General features: G+C 63.1%; 20 protein-coding genes. 10 read left to right on the forward strand and 10 right to left on the reverse strand.

Annotated features, from left to right (window positions below):
* The 3 genes from O6X71_RS00005 to O6X71_RS00015 all read right to left on the reverse strand — a co-directional run.
* The coding region (locus O6X71_RS00005; RefSeq protein WP_353463804.1) for a recombinase family protein at positions 1 to 1,733 on the reverse strand (1,733 nt) is incomplete at its 3' end.
* Positions 1,734 to 2,700: 967 nt separating this feature from the next.
* On the reverse strand, positions 2,701 to 3,447 hold the full coding sequence (locus tag O6X71_RS00010) for an NAD(P)/FAD-dependent oxidoreductase (protein WP_353463806.1): 747 nt from the start codon (positions 3,445 to 3,447) through the stop codon (positions 2,701 to 2,703).
* A 128-nt stretch (positions 3,448 to 3,575) separates the two neighbouring features.
* On the reverse strand, positions 3,576 to 4,679 hold the full coding sequence (locus O6X71_RS00015; RefSeq protein WP_353463808.1) for an aldo/keto reductase: 1,104 nt from the start codon (positions 4,677 to 4,679) through the stop codon (positions 3,576 to 3,578).
* Between the two features lie 95 nt (positions 4,680 to 4,774).
* Between O6X71_RS00015 and O6X71_RS00020 the strand changes: the two genes are divergently transcribed.
* A complete protein-coding gene (locus tag O6X71_RS00020; protein WP_353463810.1) occupies positions 4,775 to 5,662 on the forward strand; it encodes a LysR family transcriptional regulator in 888 nt (295 codons plus the stop codon).
* A gap of 401 nt (positions 5,663 to 6,063) precedes the next feature.
* On the opposite strand, the gene O6X71_RS00025 is transcribed toward O6X71_RS00020, so the two are convergent.
* The 3 genes from O6X71_RS00025 to O6X71_RS00035 all read right to left on the reverse strand — a co-directional run bounded on the left by O6X71_RS00025 (position 6,064) and on the right by O6X71_RS00035 (position 7,909).
* Entirely contained in the window at positions 6,064 to 6,741 is a 678-nt protein-coding gene (locus tag O6X71_RS00025; protein ID WP_353463812.1) for an FAD-dependent monooxygenase, read from the reverse strand.
* A 15-nt stretch (positions 6,742 to 6,756) separates the two neighbouring features.
* Positions 6,757 to 6,948, reverse strand: a complete 192-nt coding sequence (locus tag O6X71_RS00030) for a hypothetical protein (RefSeq protein WP_353463814.1) — start codon at positions 6,946 to 6,948, stop codon at positions 6,757 to 6,759.
* 64 nt (positions 6,949 to 7,012) lie between these two features.
* Complete coding sequence (locus tag O6X71_RS00035; RefSeq protein ID WP_353463816.1) at positions 7,013 to 7,909, reverse strand: LysR family transcriptional regulator; 897 nt, start codon at positions 7,907 to 7,909, stop codon at positions 7,013 to 7,015.
* A gap of 116 nt (positions 7,910 to 8,025) precedes the next feature.
* Here O6X71_RS00035 and O6X71_RS00040 point away from each other — a divergent pair, with 116 nt between their 5' ends.
* Positions 8,026 to 8,694: a glutathione S-transferase family protein gene (locus O6X71_RS00040; protein WP_353463818.1), complete on the forward strand. Its 669-nt coding sequence runs from the start codon at positions 8,026 to 8,028 to the stop codon at positions 8,692 to 8,694.
* A gap of 103 nt (positions 8,695 to 8,797) precedes the next feature.
* Here the strand turns inward: O6X71_RS00040 and O6X71_RS00045 are convergent, their stop codons facing one another.
* A complete protein-coding gene (locus tag O6X71_RS00045; RefSeq protein ID WP_353463820.1) occupies positions 8,798 to 9,412 on the reverse strand; it encodes a TetR/AcrR family transcriptional regulator in 615 nt (204 codons plus the stop codon).
* Positions 9,413 to 9,488: 76 nt separating this feature from the next.
* Between O6X71_RS00045 and bdcA the strand changes: the two genes are divergently transcribed.
* Both bdcA and O6X71_RS00055 read left to right on the forward strand, forming a co-directional pair.
* The gene (gene bdcA, locus O6X71_RS00050; RefSeq protein WP_353463822.1) at positions 9,489 to 10,202 is read left to right on the forward strand and encodes an SDR family oxidoreductase; all 714 of its coding nucleotides are present in this window, start codon (positions 9,489 to 9,491) and stop codon (positions 10,200 to 10,202) included.
* Between the two features lie 313 nt (positions 10,203 to 10,515).
* Entirely contained in the window at positions 10,516 to 10,740 is a 225-nt protein-coding gene (locus tag O6X71_RS00055; protein ID WP_353463825.1) for an FAD-dependent oxidoreductase, read from the forward strand.
* Between the two features lie 70 nt (positions 10,741 to 10,810).
* On the opposite strand, the gene O6X71_RS00060 is transcribed toward O6X71_RS00055, so the two are convergent.
* Entirely contained in the window at positions 10,811 to 11,194 is a 384-nt protein-coding gene (locus tag O6X71_RS00060; RefSeq protein WP_353463827.1) for a DoxX family protein, read from the reverse strand.
* Between the two features lie 248 nt (positions 11,195 to 11,442).
* On the opposite strand from O6X71_RS00060, the gene O6X71_RS00065 reads away from it, so the two are divergent.
* Complete coding sequence (locus O6X71_RS00065; protein ID WP_353463828.1) at positions 11,443 to 11,718, forward strand: hypothetical protein; 276 nt, start codon at positions 11,443 to 11,445, stop codon at positions 11,716 to 11,718.
* A gap of 124 nt (positions 11,719 to 11,842) precedes the next feature.
* On the opposite strand, the gene O6X71_RS00070 is transcribed toward O6X71_RS00065, so the two are convergent.
* On the reverse strand, positions 11,843 to 13,354 hold the full coding sequence (locus O6X71_RS00070) for a hypothetical protein (RefSeq protein WP_353463830.1): 1,512 nt from the start codon (positions 13,352 to 13,354) through the stop codon (positions 11,843 to 11,845).
* Between the two features lie 648 nt (positions 13,355 to 14,002).
* On the opposite strand from O6X71_RS00070, the gene O6X71_RS00075 reads away from it, so the two are divergent.
* From O6X71_RS00075 to O6X71_RS00095, 5 genes are read left to right on the forward strand one after another with little or no spacing between them, the layout of a single operon-like run.
* On the forward strand, positions 14,003 to 14,476 hold the full coding sequence (locus O6X71_RS00075; RefSeq protein WP_353463831.1) for a DUF2975 domain-containing protein: 474 nt from the start codon (positions 14,003 to 14,005) through the stop codon (positions 14,474 to 14,476).
* Positions 14,476 to 14,721 (forward strand): helix-turn-helix domain-containing protein, encoded by a 246-nt coding sequence (locus tag O6X71_RS00080; protein WP_056059434.1) that lies wholly within the window; start codon positions 14,476 to 14,478, stop codon positions 14,719 to 14,721. The genes O6X71_RS00075 and O6X71_RS00080 overlap by 1 nt, the downstream gene beginning before the upstream one ends.
* 3 nt (positions 14,722 to 14,724) lie before the next feature.
* On the forward strand, positions 14,725 to 15,657 hold the full coding sequence (locus O6X71_RS00085; protein ID WP_353463832.1) for an ABC transporter ATP-binding protein: 933 nt from the start codon (positions 14,725 to 14,727) through the stop codon (positions 15,655 to 15,657).
* Positions 15,654 to 17,153 carry an ABC transporter permease gene (locus O6X71_RS00090; protein ID WP_353463835.1) on the forward strand — a complete coding sequence of 500 codons (1,500 nt, stop codon included), beginning with the start codon at positions 15,654 to 15,656 and terminating at the stop codon, positions 17,151 to 17,153. Before O6X71_RS00085 ends, O6X71_RS00090 begins: the two co-directional genes overlap by 4 nt.
* Before the next feature lie 45 nt (positions 17,154 to 17,198).
* Positions 17,199 to 19,268: a M13 family metallopeptidase gene (locus O6X71_RS00095; protein ID WP_353463837.1), complete on the forward strand. Its 2,070-nt coding sequence runs from the start codon at positions 17,199 to 17,201 to the stop codon at positions 19,266 to 19,268.
* A 282-nt stretch (positions 19,269 to 19,550) separates the two neighbouring features.
* Here O6X71_RS00095 and O6X71_RS00100 read toward each other — a convergent pair whose 3' ends face one another.
* Entirely contained in the window at positions 19,551 to 20,990 is a 1,440-nt protein-coding gene (locus O6X71_RS00100; protein WP_353463838.1) for a L,D-transpeptidase family protein, read from the reverse strand.
* Positions 20,991 to 21,979 lie beyond the last annotated feature (989 nt).

Consider the following 21,979-nt stretch of genomic DNA (forward strand, 5'->3'; position numbering starts at 1 on the left):
ACCAACCTAATTTGCAACACCTCCAAGGGATCTCCCGCGGAGGCTTTTTGCGTTTCCGCTCCAGCACATAGCGACAGCATCGAGGCCAGCTCGCCGCGCAGGTCGATGGTGAGATCACCGTCTGCCGGCGTCAGCACCACCGCCTCGATAAGGGCGCGCAACCGTTCAAACGCCTGCGCCTTCAGCGCTTCGTCCTCGAAGGCCGCGGTGAGGTATTCGACCTTCTCGCGGTACACGCGGCCCAGGTCCGGGGTAAGCAGCCCGGGCTCCGGGCAAACCGTCTCTATGGTCTCCTGTTCGGCGAGTTCCAGTTCGGCGAGCAGGACCTTGCGCCGCTCGGTCCATATCTTCATCTCGTCGACGAACACCGTCGCATCCACGCCTTTGAGGATGGCCGCCTTGGCGCGCGCAAGCTGGTGATCGAGATTGGCCAGCTCGGCTTCCCGCTCAGGGCGGGCGCTGACCGTTTCAGCCGTCAGGCGACCGGTCTCTGCCTCGTATTCGCTGAGGAACGCTGCAACGACATCGTCACGCAACATCTCGCTCGCCAAGCCTGCCAGTACGCGTGCGTCGAGTTCGTCCTGGCGGATCGTCAGCCGGTTGTCGCACCAGGTGGGGCCCTTTTTGGCGGCGCCCTGGCAGCCGAACCGGGTCTTGCCCGACTTGGCATAGCTCGCGCCACAGCTGCCGCAGGTCATCTTGCCGGTCAGCAGATACCGCGGGCGCTGCTGCGCGAAGAACGGCAGGCTGGTCATCTCGGTACGCGGTTTCGCTGTGCGCGCGAGCATAGCCTGGCGGGATTTGACTCGGTCCCACAGTTCGACGGCGACGATGCCGAGCGCCGGGGCCTGGACGTCATCGGATCGCTTGTCTTCGGGATTGATGAAGGCATGACGTTTGCCCGTTTCCGGGTTCTTGCGATACGTCTGCTTGCCGTATGGCCGTCGCCCCACATACAGCGGGTTGTTGAGGATGCCGGTGCCACGTGCGGCATTGCCGGTCAGCGTGTTCGGCGTCCAGGCCGCGGCCTTGACGAGCGGATGTCTGCTGGCTTTGCCGCTACGCGGCGAGGGCACGCCGTCGGCATTAAGGCGCCGTGTGATGGCGATGGGCGACAGGCCGGCCGCATAGTCCTCGAAGATCCGGACCACCACTGCGGCCTCGGTGGGCACGATCTGCTGCAGGCCGCGGATGCGTTCGCCGTTGCCGTCGTGCTCGATGCGCTTTTCATAGCCGTACGCAGAGCCGCCTGGATTCTTTCCCATCGCGTGACGACGCACCAGCGCATCGCGGGTCTTGTCGCTGGTGGCGCGCAACTGCTCGGCGTTGATCGTACCGATCATGCCAATGTGCAGCGGCGTGACCACGCCTTCCTTGCGCGTCGCCAGGACGATGCCGCGAAACTTGAGAAGGTCGAACAATGTCGCGATATCTGCCTGACTGCGCGACAGCCGATCCATTGCGTCTGCGTAGACGATGTCGACGCGACCTGCGGCAACCGCCGCCAGCAGCGCCTTCATACCGGGGCGGTGCATCGTAGCCGCCGACTCCGCGGCGTCTGTGAAGCAGAGAACCTCCTGCCAACCCTGGCGCATCACCTCGCGCCGGCACATCATCAACTGCGTCTCGATCGACTGCACGTCCTGTTTGTCCGTCGAATACCGCGCATATATCGCACACCGCTTCATCTTTCCTCCATTCGTGCTTCCCGCATTCGCAACGAAGGTCGTCATGATGTTCGCCTTCCCGTTTTCGGGGCGACTGGATTCTTCTGGGACCTCTGCCGCCGCGCCAGGTCGCGCGCCAGCAGACGCGCGAGGTCCAGTGCGAGATCGTGGAGCGGGGAGGGGGGCTGCGACGGCATCTACGCGATCTGGGCCACGTGGCGTCGCCCCGACTCCAACCTTCCCACATAGTTGCCGGGGCGGCTTGGGAAGCTGGCATTGGCCGGTCTGCCGCTGTTTTTTATGGTGGATAGCGGCCCGTCCGGTTTCGAGCCACGCCAAGTTGTAAATGGATGTTTATTCAGGTGGCGCTCGAGGCTAGCCGCGACGGCAGTCTAGCGACCACGAATGGATAACTAATAGGGGGAAATCGTTCTTAGAATGCGGAACAACGGCGTTGGTCAGCGAGGTGCGGCACTCCCGATTATGGCCTCCTCGAGTGACCAGCGACGTAGTCGAAGCCTGGGACCCACGTCGTTAAACGCTGCTCGGATGGGACACGCGCAACTACTGTCGCTGGGGCCAGTAAGGGCGCGCTAAACAGCCCATGCAATCATCTGATCGAACCGCGATGCTCAAGGAAAAAAAGGCAGCGTCTCGCTACTCTCAATACCGCTTACTCGTCGATACAACCATAAGATTCGATTCTATCTTCGATACGGTGGCAATCACCGAAAGCACGGCTGTACTTGAGAATTAGTAATGCAGGGAGAGGCCAATAACCAATGACGCCCGACAGCGCCGGGCGGCCGCATCCTGACTATTTCCCGCTTGGGTACGGTGATGTCATTCTCGAGGCTGGCAGCCGTACATAGTATGCTAAAACATCCAAGATTGATCGTTTTCAGAACGACGTTCCTAGGAGCCATTCGCCGCAGGCGCCTAGCCGGATATCCGTGTTCCAGAGCGCGCCGTAGTTCAACGCGTCGACCTTCGCATACCGCCAGCTGTGGACGCTGGTCGCGATGACCGCAGGCTACCCGACGCCGACATGATCCGCGAACGCCGCGAGAAGCGCGCGTTGGACCGTGTCCAGAGCGTCTTCGATATGCGCGCGCGACCAATCGGCACTGGCCTGAAGGACCCAGGCCTCCGGTCCGGTCCGCGCTGGCTTGGCCGAGTTGCGGACGGCGGATCCGATGATTCCGAAATCGGTAAGCCGATCGCGATCGATCGGTGCGGGGCCATCGAATGCTGCCATGACGGTCCAGCACGGATCGGAGACCGCGGAACGGGCTGCATCGGCTAGCGCTACATCGTGGGCGTCAACCAAGGGCGCGACCTGTTCGGCGGGCACCGCGACGATCGCCGCGTCGAACCGTTCGTTACCGATCCGCCATTGGCCGTCATGGGACCCGTCATAAGTCAGGGTGTCGATGACCGTGTTCCAGCGGACGTCGCCGTCGCTCGCCATCGCGCGGATCGGCGCGTTCATCGCCGGCGTCCCAACCCACGCATCCGCGCCGGCGGGCGACCAGCGTGCGACGTGGCCGTCTTGCGCCCAGTGCTCGACCTGCGCGACGAACGCGGGGTCGCGTGCCGTCAGATCTTGCGCGCCGTGATCGAACGCGGCTTCACCCAGCGGGGTGTCGATGCGGCGGGTCGACATGCGGCCACCCGGTCCGCGCCCCTTGTCGAACACGATGACATCGTGACCCTGATGGCGAAGCGCCTGCGCGCAGGACAGGCCCGCCATTCCCGCCCCGATGGTTCCGATCCGCATGACTACCCCCGTGCCGGCGTGCAGCAAACGAACTTGCTGCCGACCGCACAGCTTCAAACGCGGAGTTTGTCGATTGGAGCCGACCACGCGTAGATTTCGTCTCGGGCAGGCGGCTCCAGGATGACGCGTCAGCTACGAACATCTCGGCCGCCGAAGACGACCTGGTTGCGCACGGCAGGGGCGAACAGGCCGTAGAGAAACGGCAGGTTGCCACCGCTCACCGCATCGAGTGCAGCACGGTGCTCGGATGGCAGGGTGAGGCCGAGCGCGGCGACATTGTCGGTTACCTGCTCCGCCCGGCTCACGCCCATCAGCGTCGATGCGACGCCGGGCTGCCCGACCACCCAGGACAGCGCGACGCGCGCGGGCGTCTCGTTAATCTCCGCTGCGACGCGCTTCAGTTCGTCGAGGATCAGCCAGTTGTGCTCGGTGAACAGCGTGTCGCCGAACGGATTGTCGCCATCGAGACGCTTGTCGTTGGCGGGCCGCGCCGCGTCGTCCTGCCCGGCCTGGTTGGGGACGCCGCCCGCGCGCTTCGGACCCGCCTCGACGGTCGCGCGGTCGTATTTTCCGGTGAGAAGACCATAGGCGAGGGGGCTCCACGGCACGAGCCCCATGCCCGCCGATCGCGCGAGCGGCAGATGCTCGGCTTCGACCCCGCGTTCGACGAGCGAATAGAAATATTGCAGGCCGATCGGCGCCGGATCGCCTTGGACACGCGCTAGCGTCGCGAGTTCGGCGACGTACCAGGCCGGGGTATTGGATATGCCCCAGTAGCGGATCTTGCCCGCTGCGACGAGCGCGGTCATCGTCCGTAGCAGTTCCTCGGCGGGAGTGACGCCGTCCCAGACATGCACCCAGTACAGGTCGATGAAGTCCGTCCGGAGACGGCGGAGCGATCCTTCGACGGACGCCAGGATGTGGCGCGCGCCATTGCCGCCCGCGTGATAGCCGCGGCCGGTCGCAAACCCCGATTTCGTCGCGATCACCAGCCGATCGCGCGACGATTGTGCGGCAACGAAACTGCCGACCATCTCTTCCGATCGCCCGCCTGCATAGACGTCGGCGGTGTCGATGAAATTGCCGCCAAGATTGGTGTAGCGATCGAACACGGCGCGACTGCCGCTCTCGTCCAGTCCCCATCGCGGCGTACCGAAGGTCATCGTGCCCAGTGCCAGCGGGCTGACGAGAAGGCCGGAGCGGCCGAGTGGGCGATAGGTGTCGAGGGTCATGGTGGCGTCCTGCGTTGTGTCGTCTGCAGATGGACGCCGGACGGCGCGGGGATTAGATCATCTGCGGCGCATGGGCTGCTGAAGGATGTTCAGGAATGGATCGTGATCTCTGGTCCGGTCTCGCGGTGTTCGAGACGATCGTCGAGGCTGGCAGCTTCGCACGAGCGGCGACGCGGCTTGGATTGTCCGCCTCCGCCTTGAGCCATGCGATGCGGTCGCTGGAGACGAAACTGGGCGTTCGACTGCTCGATCGTACCACCAGGTCGCTGGCGCCGACGCCTGCTGGCGAGGAGCTGCTGGCGCGGCTGAGACCGGCGATCGCTTCGGTCGCGGGCGCGCTGGCCGATCTCGACAATGCCCGCGAACGGCCGGCGGGGCGGATCCGGGTCAGCGCGCACCGGGTTGCGGCGATCTACGCCATCCTGCCGCGGCTGGCCGACTTTGCGCGCGCCTATCCCGACATCGCCGTCGAACTGGTGGTCGACGACGGGTTCGTCGACATCGTCGCGGACCGCTTTGATTGCGGGGTCCGGCATGCTCAGACCCTGCAGGCCGACATGATATCGGTCCGTATCAGCGCGCCGGTGCCGCTCGTCTTCGTCGCCGCACCGGCCTACCTCGCCGATCATCCCGCTCCCGTCGATCCCGACGATATCGCCGCTCATCGTTGTCTGTGTTACCGATACACGTCCTCTGGCGTCGTACACCGCTGGGAATTTAAGCGGGATGGCCGGACGGTGGAACGGTCAGTCCGCGGGGACTTCATCACTAACGATATCGACGTGATGCGCGACGCTGCAGCGGCAGGGCTGGGGGTGACTTGCTTGCCGCTGCCACATGCCGCGCTGCAACTGGCCGACGGGACGCTTGTCGAAGTGCTGGCCGGCTGGGCACCCACGCTGGCCCCGAATCACCTCTACTATCCCAGCCGACGTCAACCGACTGCCGCCTTTCAGGCCTTCGTGACGGCAATGCGCGCGTGATCGCACGCGTGCTTTGACAAGATTGAGGGCGGTGGATGTTCAAGATGAACACTGGGCGCTTCGAGGGGGACGTTGGCATCAACCTTGGAAGGTGCCGGCGCTAATGAATGAGTGTCTGAAGTTAGGAAGCGTGGAAGGGCGCGCATGACCGGTTATGGGTCTGGCCGGACGCCATAGGGAGGGGCGCGTTCGGCCACGCCCGGATGTTCGAGCTGGCAACCCGGATTCCCGATAACGGCCATTCGTTAAGCGCGATCTTTCCCGTTTCTCCCGGCATGCCGTTTCTGAAATGAGGAGTGGGGAACAGATTTCGAGAAAGGGACTTACCCGGGCGGCTCCCGGTGCTGTCGCCCTGAGCGGCCGTTTTGCTATGGGTTCCTAATCGGGAAGGACGACCGAAGCTAAATCGCTATCAATCCGACCTTCGTCAGGTATTTGCCCAACGCAGCATCTTCACTGCCGGAGACAATTGCTCCGACATAGCCGTCCGGACGTACCAGCACTCGATCACCAGTCATGACGCCATAGGCGGCCTGGAAATGTCCGAAATCGTCAGCGAGATCGCCGTGCACGCCGATGGCGTGGACGTGCAATCCCGGCCGCGATGCCGCGGACGCATCGCCGTAGGTGAGCAGCGTCCAGTGCGGGCCCTTGAACAGATCGAACAATCGATGAGGCTGGCCTGCGGCGCCTTGGACCTGCGCATCGGGCGCTCGGTCACCGGCGAGGAGAACGCCATGTCGTTCCGGTGACTCCATCGCCAGGGAGGAGTTGGGATAGCCGATATCAAGTTGATGCGTGTCGCGCCCTCGCCGCATCTCACCACGCTTCATCGCATCGAGCAGGTCGGTCGCGAGACCGAGCATAGCTTGTGCCACGGGGCGGCGCTCCGCCTCGTAGGTGTCGAGCAATGCGTCCGCCGCGCCGCGCGTCACCGCTCCAAGCTTCCAGGCGAGATTGTACGCATCCTGCACGCTGGTGTTGAGGCCCTGCCCACCGGTCGGCGGATGGGTGTGCGCTGCATCGCCGACGAGGAACACGCGGCCGACGCGGTAACGGTCGGCGAGCCGCGCGTTCATGTGGAAGGCGGATGCCTAGGAGACGCTATGGACAAGGAGATCATCGCGACCGGTCCGCTCGCGCAATAACGCGGTCAGTCCCTCGGCCGAGAGGTCGATGTCGCTTTCTAGTGGAATGGGCCCCTGAAGCTGGAACAGGTCGGTCCCGGCCAGCGGACAGGCGGAAATCTGGCGCTGCATGTCGCCTTCGCCGAAGCGATGCCACACGTCGCGTGTGGAAAGGGCGTCGTGAATGACCGCTTGTGGGTCCCTATTTTTTCTACTGCGCTGTTCAGGTCGAGTTATCGAGCGACGCGGCGAGGTGATCCACGATCGCACGCACCTTGGTCGACGGTTTGGGACCTGCCGGGAAAACTGCATATACCTCAGCCGGATCGAGCCGATAAGGTTCGAGCAGCTGAGTAAGCTGGCCGGTGCGTAGTTCCTCACCTGCCATGACCTGAGTGGCCAGCGCGATGCCCATCCCGGCCACCGCCGCGGCCAGAACACCGGGAGCGGAGTTAATCCAAAGCTTCGCGGTGACGTCGACGCAAGTTACGGTCTGATGGCGCGTAAAGCGCCAACTCTCGCGACCGAACAAACCATGCTGGATTATGCAATCGTGCCGCGTGAGTTCAGCCGGGTCGGCGGGTATGCCACGTGTTGAGAGGTAGGACGGTGCCGCGACCACCAGTCGCCCGACATCGCCAAGTCTGCGTGCCCCAAAGGTGGTATCATCTAGTAGCCCGACGCCAAGGCGAATGGCGACATCGACGCCGTCTGTAACAAGGTTCTGGCGCGCGTCGCTCATGACCATCTCTATCCGAAGATCCGGATGCCGGGCCAAGAACGGCGCAAGCGCCGGGATGACAACGCGGGTGCCATAGAACACCGGCATAGCAAGGCGGATCACGCCATGCAGTGTATCCATCCCTCGGGCTGCCTGCTCGGCTTCTTCCATCTCCGCTAGAAGATATCTCGCACGACCGAGATAGAGGCTACCGGCGTCCGTCAGCGAAAGGCTGCGCGTGGTACGTAGTAAGAGCGTCGTGCCCAACCGCGCTTCCAGCGTGCCAATGATGCGCGATACCGAGGGCTGTGAGAGCCTCAACTCACGCGCTGCTCGCGAAAGGCTGCCGCTCTCTGCCACACGGACAAAAACAGTCATCTCCTGCCAGCGATCACTCATTCGATATCCGGATATCTGTTGTTCGAATTCGACGGATACACCGCCCTCAAAGCATAGGCTAATTCTCAGTCGACAGGTCAAGCCGGCCTGTTCCGGACTTGGAGGATCATTTCGAGATGCCGATCAAAATCTACGGCGACCCCGGCTCGGGAAGCCTGCGGCGTGTCACGTCCGCAGCAGCGATCATGAGAATTCCTATCGAGCGCAAGCCGATCGACCTCTTCAAGGGCGAAAGCCATACGCCCGGATTCCTCGCGTTGAACCCACACGGGCTGACCCCGGTGATGGTGGACGGCGATGTCGTCCTTTATGAGGCTTCAGCCATCAACATCTACCTCGCCGAGAAAGCCGGTTCCAAGCTGCTGGGCACTACCCCGGCCGAACGCTATCAGATACTGCAATGGATGTTCTGGTCGGGCGAACAGTGGCGCGTTTTTGCGACCATCATGTTCAACCAGCGCGTCGGCAACAGGCTGATGGGCAAAGCCGAGGAGGCGAGCATAGTCGAACTGGCGATCTCGAATATCCGCGCCGGCGCTTCTGTATTGGATGCACATTTGGCGGAGCGGCAGTTCATCGTCGGCGATCGTCTGACGCTGGCAGACATCGACGTCGCGGCGCCCTTTTCGCAATCAACGCGCACCAAAATACCGTTCGGCGAGTATCCGAATTTCGTCGCGTGGCAGCAGCGGCTGCTGGACACGGTGCCATCTTGGGCAGAGACGAAGCGCGAAGTGGACGAGCGCATCGACGGCGTGCTGGCTGGTGCGAACATCAAATTGTAAGCGTACGACATGGGTTATCGCCACGCCAATCTACCGGCATGAATGGACCGCCGAAGAATGGTGAAAACACGCCCAAAATGACGGGATGTCGATCCTGTCGGAGTCAACCGGGATCGCGAGCGCAATCCCGAGTTGGGAGGGCTTGTGCGAGAGCGAGACCCGCAAGGCGCGCAGTCGCGAGAAGTTGATCCAGCCCGTGCCCGTTGCGGGCCTTGGCGGAGAGGCCTGACATGGTCGTGCTGACGAAGTCCGTTAGACGCCTGGCATCTTGTGGATAGCGGGCCCCGATATAGTCGTGGATCACGGCTTCGGCAGCCAAGCCGAGAGTGCAGGCTGCCTCGCGTGCGTCGCGATCGTTAGAGCGGGTGCCTTCAACCACCATGCATCCGCTGGCTATCGGGTCCGCGGCGTAATGGCGGGCAGCCTCCTCGAGCACCGCTGCGAGACAGGCGTCAACGGGACGGTCGTCCCGCAGCAACTCGGCAAGAGGAATGGCGCTCGTCGCGTTATAGCGATCAAGCACGCGGGCGTAGAGACCGGCCTTGCTGCCGAAGGCGGCGTAAAAGCTGGGCGGATTGATCCCAAGCGCAGTGGTGACGTCCGAGACGCTGACCGCATCATAGCCATGCGCATGGAAGAGCTGCTGCGCGGTACCAATCGCCTTTTCAGGATCGAAGCGCCTAGGCCGACCCCGTACGCGGAGTTTATCTGTAGTCATTGTTACAAAATGCCTTGACGTCGCGGATCAGGATTTTATGTAATAGGTCCTACATTAAACCTCAAGGATGCACGTCATGGCTTCGTTCCAAGGAAAATCCGTTCTCATACTGGGCGGTAGTCGCGGGATCGGCGCAGCCATCGTCCGGCGCTTCGCAGCGGAAGGCGCATCCGTAATCTTTACCTATGCGGGCTCGCGAGAGGCCGCCGAACAACTAGCGGTTGAGACCGGCAGCACTGCGATTCACACCGACAGCGCCGACCGTGACGCGGTGATCGCACGCGTGCGCGACAGTGGGCCGCTCGACGTACTGGTCGTGAACTCCGGGTTCGCCATCTTCGGCGATGCGCTGGAGCAGGACCCGGATGCGATCGACCGGCTGTTCCGGGTGAACGTTCACGCGCCGTATCATGCCTCGGTCGAAGCGGCGCGGCAGATGCCCGATGGTGGGCGGATAATCGTGATTGGCTCGGTGAACGGTGATCGGATGCCGGTGCCCGGCATGGCGTCCTACGCGCTGAGCAAGTCGGCGCTGCAGGGGATGGCGCGTGGGCTTGCACGCGATTTCGGGCCGCGAGGCATCACGATCAACATCGTGCAACCAGGGCCTATCAACACTGATGCCAGCCCCGAAGATGGTCCGATGAAGGATCTTTTGCACAGCTTCATGGCGATCAAGCGTCATGGACGGCCTGAGGAGGTAGCGGGGATGGTTATCTGGCTAGCCGGGCCGGAGGCGGGCTTCGTAACCGGTGCGATGCATACGATCGACGGGGCATTCGGCGCTTGAAGTCAATGACGGCAGTGTCGCGGGCGAGATGGTAGCACTATCGCTCGCGGCGCTACTGTTAGCGAGATCGGCGGATGCTACCAGCGAACGTCCTGTTTAAGATTGCGACGAGAACGGCCTGGACGACCAGCATTGAATCAGCCCGTCGTGCGGCCTCAATGTTGCGTAACAAACGATCCCATTCTAGATGGCGAGTGCTGCGAAAAACGACGGCGTGGTTACACCATCCTCGCGCACACGCCGGCCGATAGCTGGCGAGCGGCTCCATCAATGGCAACGCAGGCTTACCTGCGCAGGGTCGGAGCGCGGACAAATGCGAGAAGACGCTACCATCATTGGCGCGGGCCTTGGCGGCTTGATGCTTGCCGGCGCCCTGCATCGCCGCGGCATCGGGGTCGTAGTCTATGAAGGCGAGCCGTCGTCGGCCGCGCGGGCGCAGGGCGGCCTGCTCGACCCCTTATCAATCCCTCTCCCTCTCCGATGCCATGGAGTAAACTCTACTGGATCGCCGCGGATTGGGCTCCGAACGCCCATTTGAAGACTTCGGAACCCCGCCGCTCGCGTCCCAACGCCGAACATCGGTTCACCTCTATTCTCCTGCAGTGCGATCAGCGCAGCGGAAGCAGCGCCCGCAGGCGGGGGTCACGCAGCCACAGCCCGCCCCAAGCGCCGACGCCCAGCGCCACATTGATGATTTCGGGCAAGATCACCACCTGCGTAACCCGCAGATGCGCGGATAGCGCGCCGCCAACGAACCCCGTGATCATGATAGCGCCAAGAACTCCAGTTCGCGGGACCGCGTAGAATACGCCGCTGACCAAGGCGAGCACGGCGATAGGAAATAGCGTAGCAAAGCCCCAGCCATCTGATGACATGTCAGACGCGAACACCTGCGGTTGTAGCAACCCCACGAGCCCGTCGGCGATCATAATCAGAGCCACTAGCGTGCTCATTACGACACCGGCACGATGCGTAATCGTTCCCTTCTTCATCTTCCGCCCCCTCGCTGCAATAGCGTGGAACATGCGGGCAACCGACAGATGAGGCTAGTCCTACCTGCGACCATAGCGGATGCCGCCAACTTCGATTTCGTCAGCGCGGAGATGAATGAGTGTCTGATGTTGGGAGGCGGGGAAGGGCGCGCGAATGTCCGCTTCTGGGTCTTTGGTTCGATCTCGGACGTGCCACCCGTGTGGGGTCTGCCTTGCCAAGGACCGGGTACGAGACCAACGGTGCGCGCATGACGGAGAAGCTGGCGATGTCCGAAGATTACGCACGCGGGCGGCGAGATGGACTGCGCTTGGCGCTGTCGATCCTGGAGGCAGAGGAGGCTAAGTGGGAGGGGCTGCTTGGTGAGAGCCCATCGTGGCGGACGAATGCGACGCGTGCGATCCGACACAAGGCGTATCAGGTCGCACGCAAGCGAGTGCAGACTGCGTTTAACCGGTTCCTGCCAAAGTCAGAGTCCGCATTGCCGGTCGAGGTTGCATCCATGATTGACCAAGCTGGATTGTAGGATGGTCGCCTTCGCGGGCTCTACCGTTCAACCCAGACTTGAGTTCGAGCAGGGCGTTCAAACGTGACGAACGAACGGCAGGTTTCGTGGACCGGCAAAATGGCCCCGACCGTCCACAGGTGGGTCATCGCTTCGCGTCCCACGCGTATTCAATAGCTGTGCCGCCGCGTTCTTTCCCGCTCGTCCGTGTGACGCGCAAACGGCGACCAAACATATCTGGTCTTGGCCTGATTAGCTGTCCTTCCAACACGGTCTGGCGGAACACGCTAACTCCTCGCAACCCTTGCTCGTGCTTTAGCCACGCCTCCCAGCGCTTCACCGTGATGGGTTTGCCCTCGCGCCGCTCTTCGAAAAGGGGACGCAAAGCCGTTAGCAGGGTTCGACGTCCCTTCGAGCAGCTTCGAATTTCTGCATCGAGGTTGGCGAAATACATCATGCCGCGGCCGTAGGGCACCCGTCGCACGTCCTCTTCGCTAAACGGGGACTCCTCGATCCGATCGTTCGGCCAGACGGCGGCCTTGCTGCCGTAATATGCTTTCGCCCATCGGTTGATCTCGGCAGCACAGTCTGTCCAAGGACGCAGCGCTGTCTCGCAAGGCAGTGTCGCGGAAACGTAGACGGTGAGCCCCTCGCTGAACCAGGGAGCCGCTTGATCGCCGAAGTAACCGACCCAATTGTGGGTCATCTCGTGCGCGATCGTGCCTTTCACCTTCTCCTCACCCTGTCCTGGAAGATAGGTCGGCGAGCCGACGGTGATGAGGCTGGATGCACTTGCGACCGATGCGGTGCCAGTCGCATATGATGGCGCATCGAGGGCCCGGACTAGCAGGAGGTAGTCTGGCTCTCCGAGATATCCGAACGCTTTGGACAATGACGCATAAACACGACGCGACCAGGCCATCATCTCGATCTTGTCGAAAGGCGGCGACCCCAGCGTGTAGGCGTTGAACCCGGCCCCGTGCCGTTGCTGGCCAGCCGCGAGCGGCCCCGCCATCAACCAGCGGTCTAGCAGTGCTTCGGGCGGACCACCGACCGTCACCGCGTCGGAACCGCCGGCTATCACGCCCTGTGAGCCAGATGCCATCTTCGAAACATCCCAGCGCAAGATCGATCGTCGAAGATCGGGAAGGTCGGGCAGCACCAGCAGACTGCCGCTGTTGCCAGCGATACCATGCCCTGCCGCTTTGACGCCGAACGGCGGTCCGCTCTGCGCAAACGGTGCCAGCGGTAGTTGGTAACGGACGAGCACGTCGCCGTTCACGTCGTGAGTACTTGTCCAATGACGCACCAGACTGCCGCCTGGCGGGGCCACGTCGCTCGTCGTGATGTCGACGCGTCCGTGCGCGTCTGTGACTTCCAATTCGGAGATTGCCGAGCCGACAGGCACCAAGCCAGCAAAACGTAGCGGTGCGGAAAGCGTCAATCGCCGGGACGGGCCAGGCAGTAGGATATGTTGCTCGACGGTTATACCGGTTACAGTGCGCGCATCAGCCGTTTCCGGGCGTAGCGTGATCGTCAGAGATGGATGATCTTCTACAAGTGCGGTTTGTCGAGCCATCGACGACGCCGAAACGCACGCCGTCGCTAGAAGCACGCCGATTAACCCACTTTTGAGCTTTCGTGGCAGAACATTCATGCCGTCAGACCTTATCTTCCAACGCCATCGGACAGGCGCCTTCGAAATGCGTAAACGGAACGCTGAATGCCTAGAATGGATCATGCCGGGTATTAATTTGCGTGCTTGGGGTGAGTATAATCACGTTGGCCGGCGCCCGCCCGCCGCAAGCGATATGAACAGACGTCTCCGATCAGGTAGCGGCGAATCGAAGCTGAGCGAACACAATTGGGTCACTAGGCCGAGGCGTCGATCGCGCAAACATGTCCCCGGTATTGGGCCATTCCAGCTACCGTGAAGCGCTGTCTGCCGGTTCTGCATGCCTGAGTGGCAACTTATGAAACGGACAATCCGGAAACGCTTATTGGGAAAGCGGAACCCCGGACGGCCGCTAGCGGGACCAACTCGACCTGCTACCGGCACACTCACCACCCGGATGCTCGCCGATCGCTTGGTAATAGGTAGCGCAGCATAACCGCAAACACCGCCGGCCCGCTATGCCAGGTCCCACCCAACAAGAACGGAAATGGATCGAAAGTCGCTTGCCGATTATCGATATGCAAAATATCGTTTACCGATAGAGTACAGGGTAAGGCGGTGGATGAGGGGCGTCGATCAATAATGCAGAAGGATCGCGTTCTGACAGGCGCAACAATCCTGCTGAGGCTGATGTTTGTCATGAACATCGTCCTGCTGGTAATGTTCACGGTAGCACTCGCGCTCTCCTGGCCATTGGGACACGCCCTTGCGCTCCGCCTCGGTGCGAAATACGGGCCGTCGCTCGATATCGCGGACGCGGTGATGGCGATGCGGCTGATGGTGGTGCTGGGGATCGCCTCCGCGCTTGCGATCCATCCGATCTTCGCCAGCCTGCTCCGGATCGTTGCGACTGTACAGGCAGGCGATCCGTTCGTTGATGCGAACGCCACGTTGCTCGGCCGGATTGGCTGGGCACTGTTGGTCCTCCAATGCCTCGATCTGGTGCTGGGCGCGCTGATGCGCTGGATCTCCGCGCTCAAGCTCGACGCGACTGGCTGGAGCCCATCGCTCGGCGGGTGGATCGCGGTCGTCATGATCTTCGTGCTCGCGCGTGTTTTCCGGATCGGCGCACGGATGCGCGACGATCTGGCGACGACGGTCTGATGCCGGTCGCGGTCAGCCTGGACGACATGCTTTACAAGCGCCGCATGACGCTGACCGAATTGTCCGAGGCGGTCGATATCACGCTCGCCAACTTGTCGATCCTGAAGACGGGCAAGGCCAAGGCAATCCGCTTCACGACGCTGGAAGCGATCTGCCGCGTGCTCGAATGTCAGCCCGGCGACCTGCTGAGGGTGACCGACGAACCGTCGGACGAAACGTTCGCGACGACAGAAACGGGGAAATAGCGAATGGACGCACTGGTTCTCGACGACGTAACGAAGCGGTTCGGGGAGCGGACGGCGGTCGACGCACTGAGCTTCACAGTGAAGCCGGGCGAGATTTTCGGATTCCTGGGCGGCAACGGTGCGGGCAAGACCACGTCGCTGCGGATGGTGCTCGACATCCTGCGGCCGACATCGGGGCGGATCGCGGTGCTGGGCTGTCCGCCGGGGCGCGAGAATGCGGCCGATCTCGGCTTCATGCCCGAGGAGCGCGGACTCTACCGCGGGATGTCGGCGATCGACACCGTCATCTATTTCGGCCGGTTGAAGGGCATGACGACCGCCGCGGCGCGCGCCAAGGGGCACGACCTGCTCGAGCGGTTCGGACTGGCAGGCTCGGCCAAGATGCAGATCGACAAATTGTCGAAGGGCATGGCGCAGAAGGTCCAGCTTGCCGCCACCCTGGTAAACAGCCCGAAACTGCTGCTGCTGGACGAGCCGTTTTCGGGGCTGGACCCGGTCAACCAAGGGCTGCTCGAGGACGAGATACGGGGGGCCGCGCGCGGTGGCGCGACGGTGATCTTCTCGACGCACGTTATGCAGCATGCCGAGCGGCTTTGCGATCGTCTGCTGCTGCTGTCGCAGGGGCGCAAGGTGTTCGAGGGGACGCAGCCCGAAGCGCGCGGGCGGTTGCCCGCACGGCTCGGGATCGTCTCGCGCGATACGCCGATGCGGTGCCCCGGCGTGGATCGCGCGGAGGAGGTCGCAACGGATCCGGACGGTTGGCGGACGTACGACGTGACGCTCGGCGACGGCATCGATCCGGCCGACGTCCTGCAATGCCTGACCGAACAGGGCATCACGCTGCGCCGGTTCGACCAGCACCGGGTTAGTCTGCACGAGGTTTTCCTCCACCTCGTCGGTACCAGTTCAGCCGATACGCAGGGGCAGCCGTCATGATCCACAACATCCTGCTCGTCGCGATGCGCGAGTTCCGGCAGATCACCGGCATGCGCAGTTTCTGGCTGACGCTGCTTATCCTGCCCATCGCGCTCGCGATCGGACCGATCGCCACCAAGCTGATGGGTTCCGACAAGGTTCAACGCGTGATGCTGATCGATCCCGAAGGCCGCGAGGCGATCGCAATCCGCGCGCGGCTCGACAGCGATCGGCAGCGGCGCATCCTCACCGCGCTCTCACGCTATGCGCAACGCTACGATCTCGACCGGGCGGATCCCGCGGCGCTCTGGGCGCAGCACGACCGGCTTTACGACGATGCGGAGGTCACGACGTTCGTGAAGGCGGGTGGCATGCCGGTCGCGCTGGCGACGATGAAGCGTGCGACGACACCTGAAACGCCTGCTTTCGATCCGCCGGAGCCCGACTTCACGATCGTCCCGACCCCGCCGGCGATCGCCAAGGCCGATCCCGCGGCGCTCGACCGGTTGCTCAAGCCGCTGATTCAACCCGGCGAGTTCGGTGACAAGAAGGCCAAGCCGCTCGACTACGCAGTGTACATCCCGCGCGGGTTCGGGGCGAGCACGACCGCCGCGCGCCTCTGGTCGAGCGAACAGCCGGCCGCGAACTTCGTCCAGCCGTTGCAGTCGGTGCTGACGTTGCGGTTGCGCGCCGCCTATCTCCGATCGACCGGGCTCTCCCCCGACCAAGCCGGCGCTGCGACCACGCTGGTACCGGCGATCGCCATCTCGACGCCGGCACCGGGCGGCGGCCGCGAACGGATGCTGGTGCGCTCGATCGTGCCGTTGCTCAGCGCCTACATTCTGCTGATGTCGCTGCTGCTGTCTGGCAACTGGATCCTCCAGGGGCTGGTCGAGGAGCGGTCGAACAAGTTGATCGAGACGGTGCTGGCCTGCATCAGCCCGGACGAACTCCTGTACGGCAAGCTTGCGGGGACGGTCGCGGTGGGGTTGACGATGGTCCTGGTCTGGGTGCTGTGCGCGGCAGGGGCTGCGTTCGTCACGCAGGGCGCGGTCGGCACGTTCCTGCGAATGGCGCTCGCTCCCCTAGCCTCGCCGTGGATCATCCTGGTGATGCTCTACTTCTTCCTGGCAGGCTATCTGATGGTCTCGATGATCCTGCTCGCGATCGGCGCGATGAGCGATTCGATGCGGGATGCACAGAGCTATCTGACGCCGGTGCTTATGATCATCGCGATGCCGTTCACGATCGTCGCGCAGGGGATCCTGTCGAACACGGGCGCTACCGCACTCAAGGTGCTGACCTGGATCCCGCTCTACACGCCGTTCACGATGCTGGCGCGGCTGGGCGGCGGCGTGTCGGTGTGGGAGATCGGCGGCAGCGCGCTGACGCTCGCGCTTTTCATCGCGATAGAGTTCGTCCTGCTCGCGCGCGTGTTTCGCGCCAGCCTGTTGAATGCGGGACAGAAGCCAAATCTTGCCGCGCTCGCTCGGCTGATGCGGCGGGACCCCGCCTAAATGACTTCCACATCCTATAAAATCTTCCATACCGAAGGAGTTGTGATGCCGTTCAACCATTTCTCCCGCCTGTCGCTAGGCGTTGCCACGCTAGCGCTGTCCGCGTCGGCACTGGCCCAGACCGCGCCACCGACGGCGACCAGGTCCACGGCGCCGACCGGCACCCGCTACGGCACGTTCGGGATCGACTTGACCGCCGCTGACAAGGCCGTGAAGCCGGGCGACGATTTCTGGACCTACGCGAACGGCAGCTGGAACAAGCGTACCGAGATCGCTGCGGACCGCACGTCCGCCGGCGGCAGCGTGATCCTCGCCGACCAGGCCGAGCAGCAGGTTCGCACGATCCTCGACGATGCCGCGCGCGATCCCGCTGCGGTCGGTCCCGGTGCGAAGCAATTCGGCGATCTCTACGCCAGCTTCATGGACGAGGCCGCGATCGAGCGCGCCGGTGCCACGCCGCTTAAACCGTATTTTGCCAAGATCGACGCCGCGAACGACAAGCACAAGCTCCAGACCTTGTTCTCGACGGTCGGCTATGCCGCACCGGTCGAGGTCGGCCAGCTTCCAGATCCGGCGGATCCCAAGCGTTATGCGGTCGCCGCGGGGCAGGGCTCTCTGGGCATGGGCGGGCGCGATTATTACCTCGAACAGGGCCCCAAGTACGACACCTTCCGAACCGCCTACCGCGCGTATGTCGAGAAGATGCTGACGCTATCGGGTATAGCCGACGCGTCGGCCAAGGCGGACCGGATCGTTGCGCTGGAGACCGCGATGGCCAAGGTCCAGTGGTCGCCGGTGCAGTCGCGCGACCTGAAGGCGATGCTCAAGCCGATGGATGCGGCTGGCCGCAAGGCGCTGGCGCCCGAGTTCGACTGGCCGCTGCTGATGTCGACCGCGGGATATGGCAATTTCCCGATCGTCTATATGACCAATTCAACCGCGCTGACTGAGCTCGGCAAGCTGTTCGCCGCCACCCCGGTCGCGACGTGGCAGGACTGGATGAAATTCCGTCTCGCATCCGCCAGCGCGGGCATGCTGCCCAAGGCGTTCGACCAGGCGACGTTCGATTTCTATGGCAAGACGCTCGCGGATCAGCCGCAACAGCGTGCACGCTGGAAGCGTGGCATCGCGCTGGTCAACGGCACGATGGGTGAGGCCGTCGGCGAGGTCTATGTGAAGCGCCATTACCCACCGGAGAGCGAGGCGAAGATGGGCGAGCTGATCGCCAACCTGCGCGCCGCATACAAGGAGCGGATCGGCGCGAACGGCTGGATGGACCAGGCGACCAAGACTCAGGCGCTTGCCAAGCTTGCCGCGTTCGATCCGCGGATCGGCCACCCGGTCAAGTATATCGACTATGCCTCGCTCCAGGTCGTGCGCGGCGATCCGCTCGGCAACGGGATGCGGTCGGGCGAGTTCCAGCACCAGCTCGATCTCTCGCGCCTCGGCAAGCCGGTCGATCGCACCTTGTGGGGCATGACGCCGCAGACCGTGAACGCCTATTACGATCCGCTCAACAACCAGATCACCTTCCCCGCCGCGATCCTGCAGCCGCCCTATTTCGATCCGAAGGCCGATGCCGCGGTGAACTACGGCGCGATCGGCGCGATCATCGGTCACGAAATGGGCCACGGCTTCGACGATCAAGGGAGCCAGTTCAGCGCGTCGGGCAAGTTCGAGAATTGGTGGACGCCCGAAGCGCGTGCTGCTTTCACGCAGCGCACGGCTGCGCTGTCGAAACAGTATGACGCCTACGAACCGATCCCCGGCGTGCACGTGAAGGGTGCGCTCACGCTCGGCGAGAATATCGGCGATCTCGGCGGTGTCGAGACGGCGTATTCCGCCTATCAAAAATATCAGGCGGTGCACGGGAAGGCACCGGTGATTGGCGGGCTTACCGGCGACCAGCGGTTCTTCCTCGCCTATGCGCAGGCGTGGCAGGCGAAGTTGCGCGAGGGTGCGGCCCGCGCGCGCCTGCTCACCGATCCGCACTCGCCGCCGTTCTACCGGGTCAACGGCATCGTCCGGAACGTCGACGCTTGGTACACGGCGTTCGGCGTGAAGCCCGGCGATGCGCTGTATCTTACCCCCGCCCACCGGGTCCACATCTGGTGAATCGGAAGGGCGCGCAGCAACCCTGCGTGCCCTTTTTAAGGTCGTTGGCAAGCTTGGAGATCAAAGACGCGGGCGCGGCGTCCTTGTGTTAGTTCACCACAGCATCTTCATGGTTGGTAACCGTCGACTAACGAAATGAACGAATGGTGGAAAGTGTGAGGCGAGCGGTCCCGCCCAACCAAGACTGCAATCCGGATCCCCGACGATAGCCCTTGGTTCAGCGTGACCGGTCGGTCGACCGTCCCACGATGTATGCGTCCGCGGGCAAGGAAAGGATTGTGACTAAGGGCCGATGTCGATCGCCTGCGCTTCCGCCCGGCGTGCCGACGACTTGGCAAAACCCAGTTGCTCGGCGATTGGATCGTTCCATCCGTACGGGTCGGTGCGGAAGGCTATCGCCCCGTCGGCACCGACATAGACATTGTGATAGAGCAGCCGCACAGGAATACGACGCGGCAACGGCACGAAGGTCATCTCGCCCGTCGCCTGCGCAGCCTGCCAGGCGTCAGCGACGCCCTCGTCCTCGGCGAGCATCTGCGCGAAGCCGAGCGCGTCCTCGACGCGGACGCAGCCATGGCTGAGATGGCGCTGGCTGCGCTCGAACAGGGCCGGTGCCGAGGTGTCGTGCAGGTAGATCGCCTGGTTGTTGGCCATGTCGAACTTGACGAGGCCGAGCGCATTGTCGGGCCCCGGCTGCTGGACGATCCAGCCGTCACGCAGCACCATGTTGTGCGCCTGCAGATACGCGTCGTCGACATTCGCCATTTCGCCGTTCTGGATCGATTTCGGCACGGTCCAGGTCGGATTGGCGACCAGCCTGAAGATCGGCGATGCGAGCGCCGGGGTCTCGTGCCCGGGTTCTCCGACTACGACCTTTCGTTCGTCCGACACTGTGCCGTCGCGGTAATAGCGCAACTGTGACGCCGCGGTGTTGACGTCGATCCGCGTGGCCGGTGGCGTGCGTTCGAGCCAGCGCCGGCGCTCCAGCGCAACGCCCAACGCCCGGGCGCGATCGCTGGCGCCCAGGTTGAGCACCTTCAGCGTCTCGGGACCGACGACGCCGTCGGCGGCAATCCCGTAATCGGTTTGCAATCCCTTCAGCGCGTCCGCCAGCGCCTGCGTGTAGAGCGCCGACATTTGGGAAGGCGCGAGCTGCGACGGCTCGGTCTCTAAACCGGAGGGCGCCAGATAGCCGCTTTGCGTCAGCTGATCGGCAATGGCCGCCACCCGCGGGTCTCGATCGCCGACGCGGATCAGGCCACCGGCGATCGGCTGGGCCGGCCCGGCCGCGGCTGCTGCCTGGCTGAAGCGGAGATAGGCGTCGGACAAAGCCCGGTATTCTGCGTCCTGCGGGGCCAGCGACGCCAGCCACTCGGTGAGTTTACCGGTAGCAAGGGCGACGCCGAGGCTGGCTGTAACGTCGATTTTCGGGCGGGGCAGGGTATAGACTTCGTGCAGGGAGGCAGGATCGATGTGTCCTCCTGCCAACGCTTCAGCATAGGAGAGGGCGGCGCGCGACCGCGCTACGTCGGCGACGGCGGAGCTTGAATCCGTTGTTTCCGCGGCGGCGAAGGCCAGGTGATCGAGACCGTGCCGGCCGCGGTCGGCGAGCGCGGACTGGAATGCCGCGATACTCTGCTTGGACCACAAAGCTCGCCATTTCGACTGGGCGTACAACGTCCGAAGCTTGAGGTCCGTCACTTCGGCCTTGTCGATCGCCATCGCTATGGAGTCCGGACGGGCTACGGCGTCGATCGGAACGACCTGAGCGTGAGCCGCTCCGTGGGTAACCAGGATCAGCAGCGGGACCGTGGATCTGTACAATGTCTTCAAGAGCATGCTGGTCTAACGAGCCAGTCGGCAATGTGGACCAGTACGACGGCCGGTCGCAGCAGAAATGTGCCGTTCGGCGTGCTGTCGCTGGTCTGAAATCGATCGCCGTCGCTACTTTTGGAGGCGTCGGCCCGGCCTGTCTCACTCGCAGATCGCGCCGTGGCGCGAGCCATGCGCAACGCCGACAATCACTTTCGAAAGTCAGCGCCTCATCGGCGCGCGCCGCGGCGTCTTCCATCTGACGGTGCACAATCGCGCCGAATATAGCGGGGGTACGCATCGCCAGGCTTTCGAGGGTCGCCCCAATCCTCGCCATCAATGCGGCCCCGTCGGCAACGGTTTGCCTACATGAACAAAGGGCCGAAGCTGGGGAACGAGAAGCCGACCTACAGTGTCCGACGATGGGTCCTCAGGACACCCCCGCTCGCTCTCGCAAATGTGCATCGAAACTGCTTCTTTTCGGAACGGACATTTGCGACAGCCCGATGATCGCTTTTCAGTCAGCCGTCGGCGTGGTCACAGCTGTCGCGAAATTCAGGAGATTCGCGACAGGAGCGGGGGCCTTCATCGGGTCAACCGCAGAGCGGCAGCTCGTTTTGCCTGATCGCCTAACTGCGCCGGTCTGCAAACAGCCAATCCGAGAAACCTCCAAACATGAACGAGTGTCTGAAGTTGGGAAGCGGTGCAGGGGACACGAATGGCCGACTATGGGTCGTTGTCGATATCGCCGGGCCCCCATCATATATAGATGTAAAACGGCAGTAACTCAGGAGAAGCTACACGCCGTTAGATCATTTCCGTCATATTAAAGGGTCTCTCGGCCGTAATGTCGAGTTGCTAAGCTTAGGAGTTAAACGACATTCTTGCGTGCTAATCTA

Source organism: Sphingomonas faeni (genome assembly GCF_040407505.1).
Taxonomy (GTDB): domain Bacteria; phylum Pseudomonadota; class Alphaproteobacteria; order Sphingomonadales; family Sphingomonadaceae; genus Sphingomonas; species Sphingomonas faeni_E.

Bases quoted from the DNA above. Each gene is read 5' to 3' on its own strand.
- O6X71_RS00010 (WP_353463806.1), bottom strand. From the start codon at position 3,447: ATGCGGATCGGAACCATCGGGGCGGGAATGGCGGGCCTGTCCTGCGCG.
- O6X71_RS00015 (WP_353463808.1), bottom strand. From the start codon at position 4,679: ATGACCCTCGACACCTATCGCCCACTCGGCCGCTCCGGCCTTCTCGTC.
- O6X71_RS00020 (WP_353463810.1), top strand. From the start codon at position 4,775: ATGGATCGTGATCTCTGGTCCGGTCTCGCGGTGTTCGAGACGATCGTC.
- O6X71_RS00025 (WP_353463812.1), bottom strand. From the start codon at position 6,741: ATGAACGCGCGGCTCGCCGACCGTTACCGCGTCGGCCGCGTGTTCCTC.
- O6X71_RS00035 (WP_353463816.1), bottom strand. From the start codon at position 7,909: ATGAGTGATCGCTGGCAGGAGATGACTGTTTTTGTCCGTGTGGCAGAG.
- O6X71_RS00040 (WP_353463818.1), top strand. From the start codon at position 8,026: ATGCCGATCAAAATCTACGGCGACCCCGGCTCGGGAAGCCTGCGGCGT.
- O6X71_RS00045 (WP_353463820.1), bottom strand. From the start codon at position 9,412: ATGACTACAGATAAACTCCGCGTACGGGGTCGGCCTAGGCGCTTCGAT.
- bdcA (WP_353463822.1), top strand. From the start codon at position 9,489: ATGGCTTCGTTCCAAGGAAAATCCGTTCTCATACTGGGCGGTAGTCGC.
- O6X71_RS00055 (WP_353463825.1), top strand. From the start codon at position 10,516: ATGCGAGAAGACGCTACCATCATTGGCGCGGGCCTTGGCGGCTTGATG.
- O6X71_RS00060 (WP_353463827.1), bottom strand. From the start codon at position 11,194: ATGAAGAAGGGAACGATTACGCATCGTGCCGGTGTCGTAATGAGCACG.
- O6X71_RS00065 (WP_353463828.1), top strand. From the start codon at position 11,443: ATGACGGAGAAGCTGGCGATGTCCGAAGATTACGCACGCGGGCGGCGA.
- O6X71_RS00070 (WP_353463830.1), bottom strand. From the start codon at position 13,354: ATGAATGTTCTGCCACGAAAGCTCAAAAGTGGGTTAATCGGCGTGCTT.
- O6X71_RS00075 (WP_353463831.1), top strand. From the start codon at position 14,003: ATGTTTGTCATGAACATCGTCCTGCTGGTAATGTTCACGGTAGCACTC.
- O6X71_RS00080 (WP_056059434.1), top strand. From the start codon at position 14,476: ATGCCGGTCGCGGTCAGCCTGGACGACATGCTTTACAAGCGCCGCATG.
- O6X71_RS00085 (WP_353463832.1), top strand. From the start codon at position 14,725: ATGGACGCACTGGTTCTCGACGACGTAACGAAGCGGTTCGGGGAGCGG.
- O6X71_RS00090 (WP_353463835.1), top strand. From the start codon at position 15,654: ATGATCCACAACATCCTGCTCGTCGCGATGCGCGAGTTCCGGCAGATC.
- O6X71_RS00095 (WP_353463837.1), top strand. From the start codon at position 17,199: ATGCCGTTCAACCATTTCTCCCGCCTGTCGCTAGGCGTTGCCACGCTA.
- O6X71_RS00100 (WP_353463838.1), bottom strand. From the start codon at position 20,990: ATGGCGATCGACAAGGCCGAAGTGACGGACCTCAAGCTTCGGACGTTG.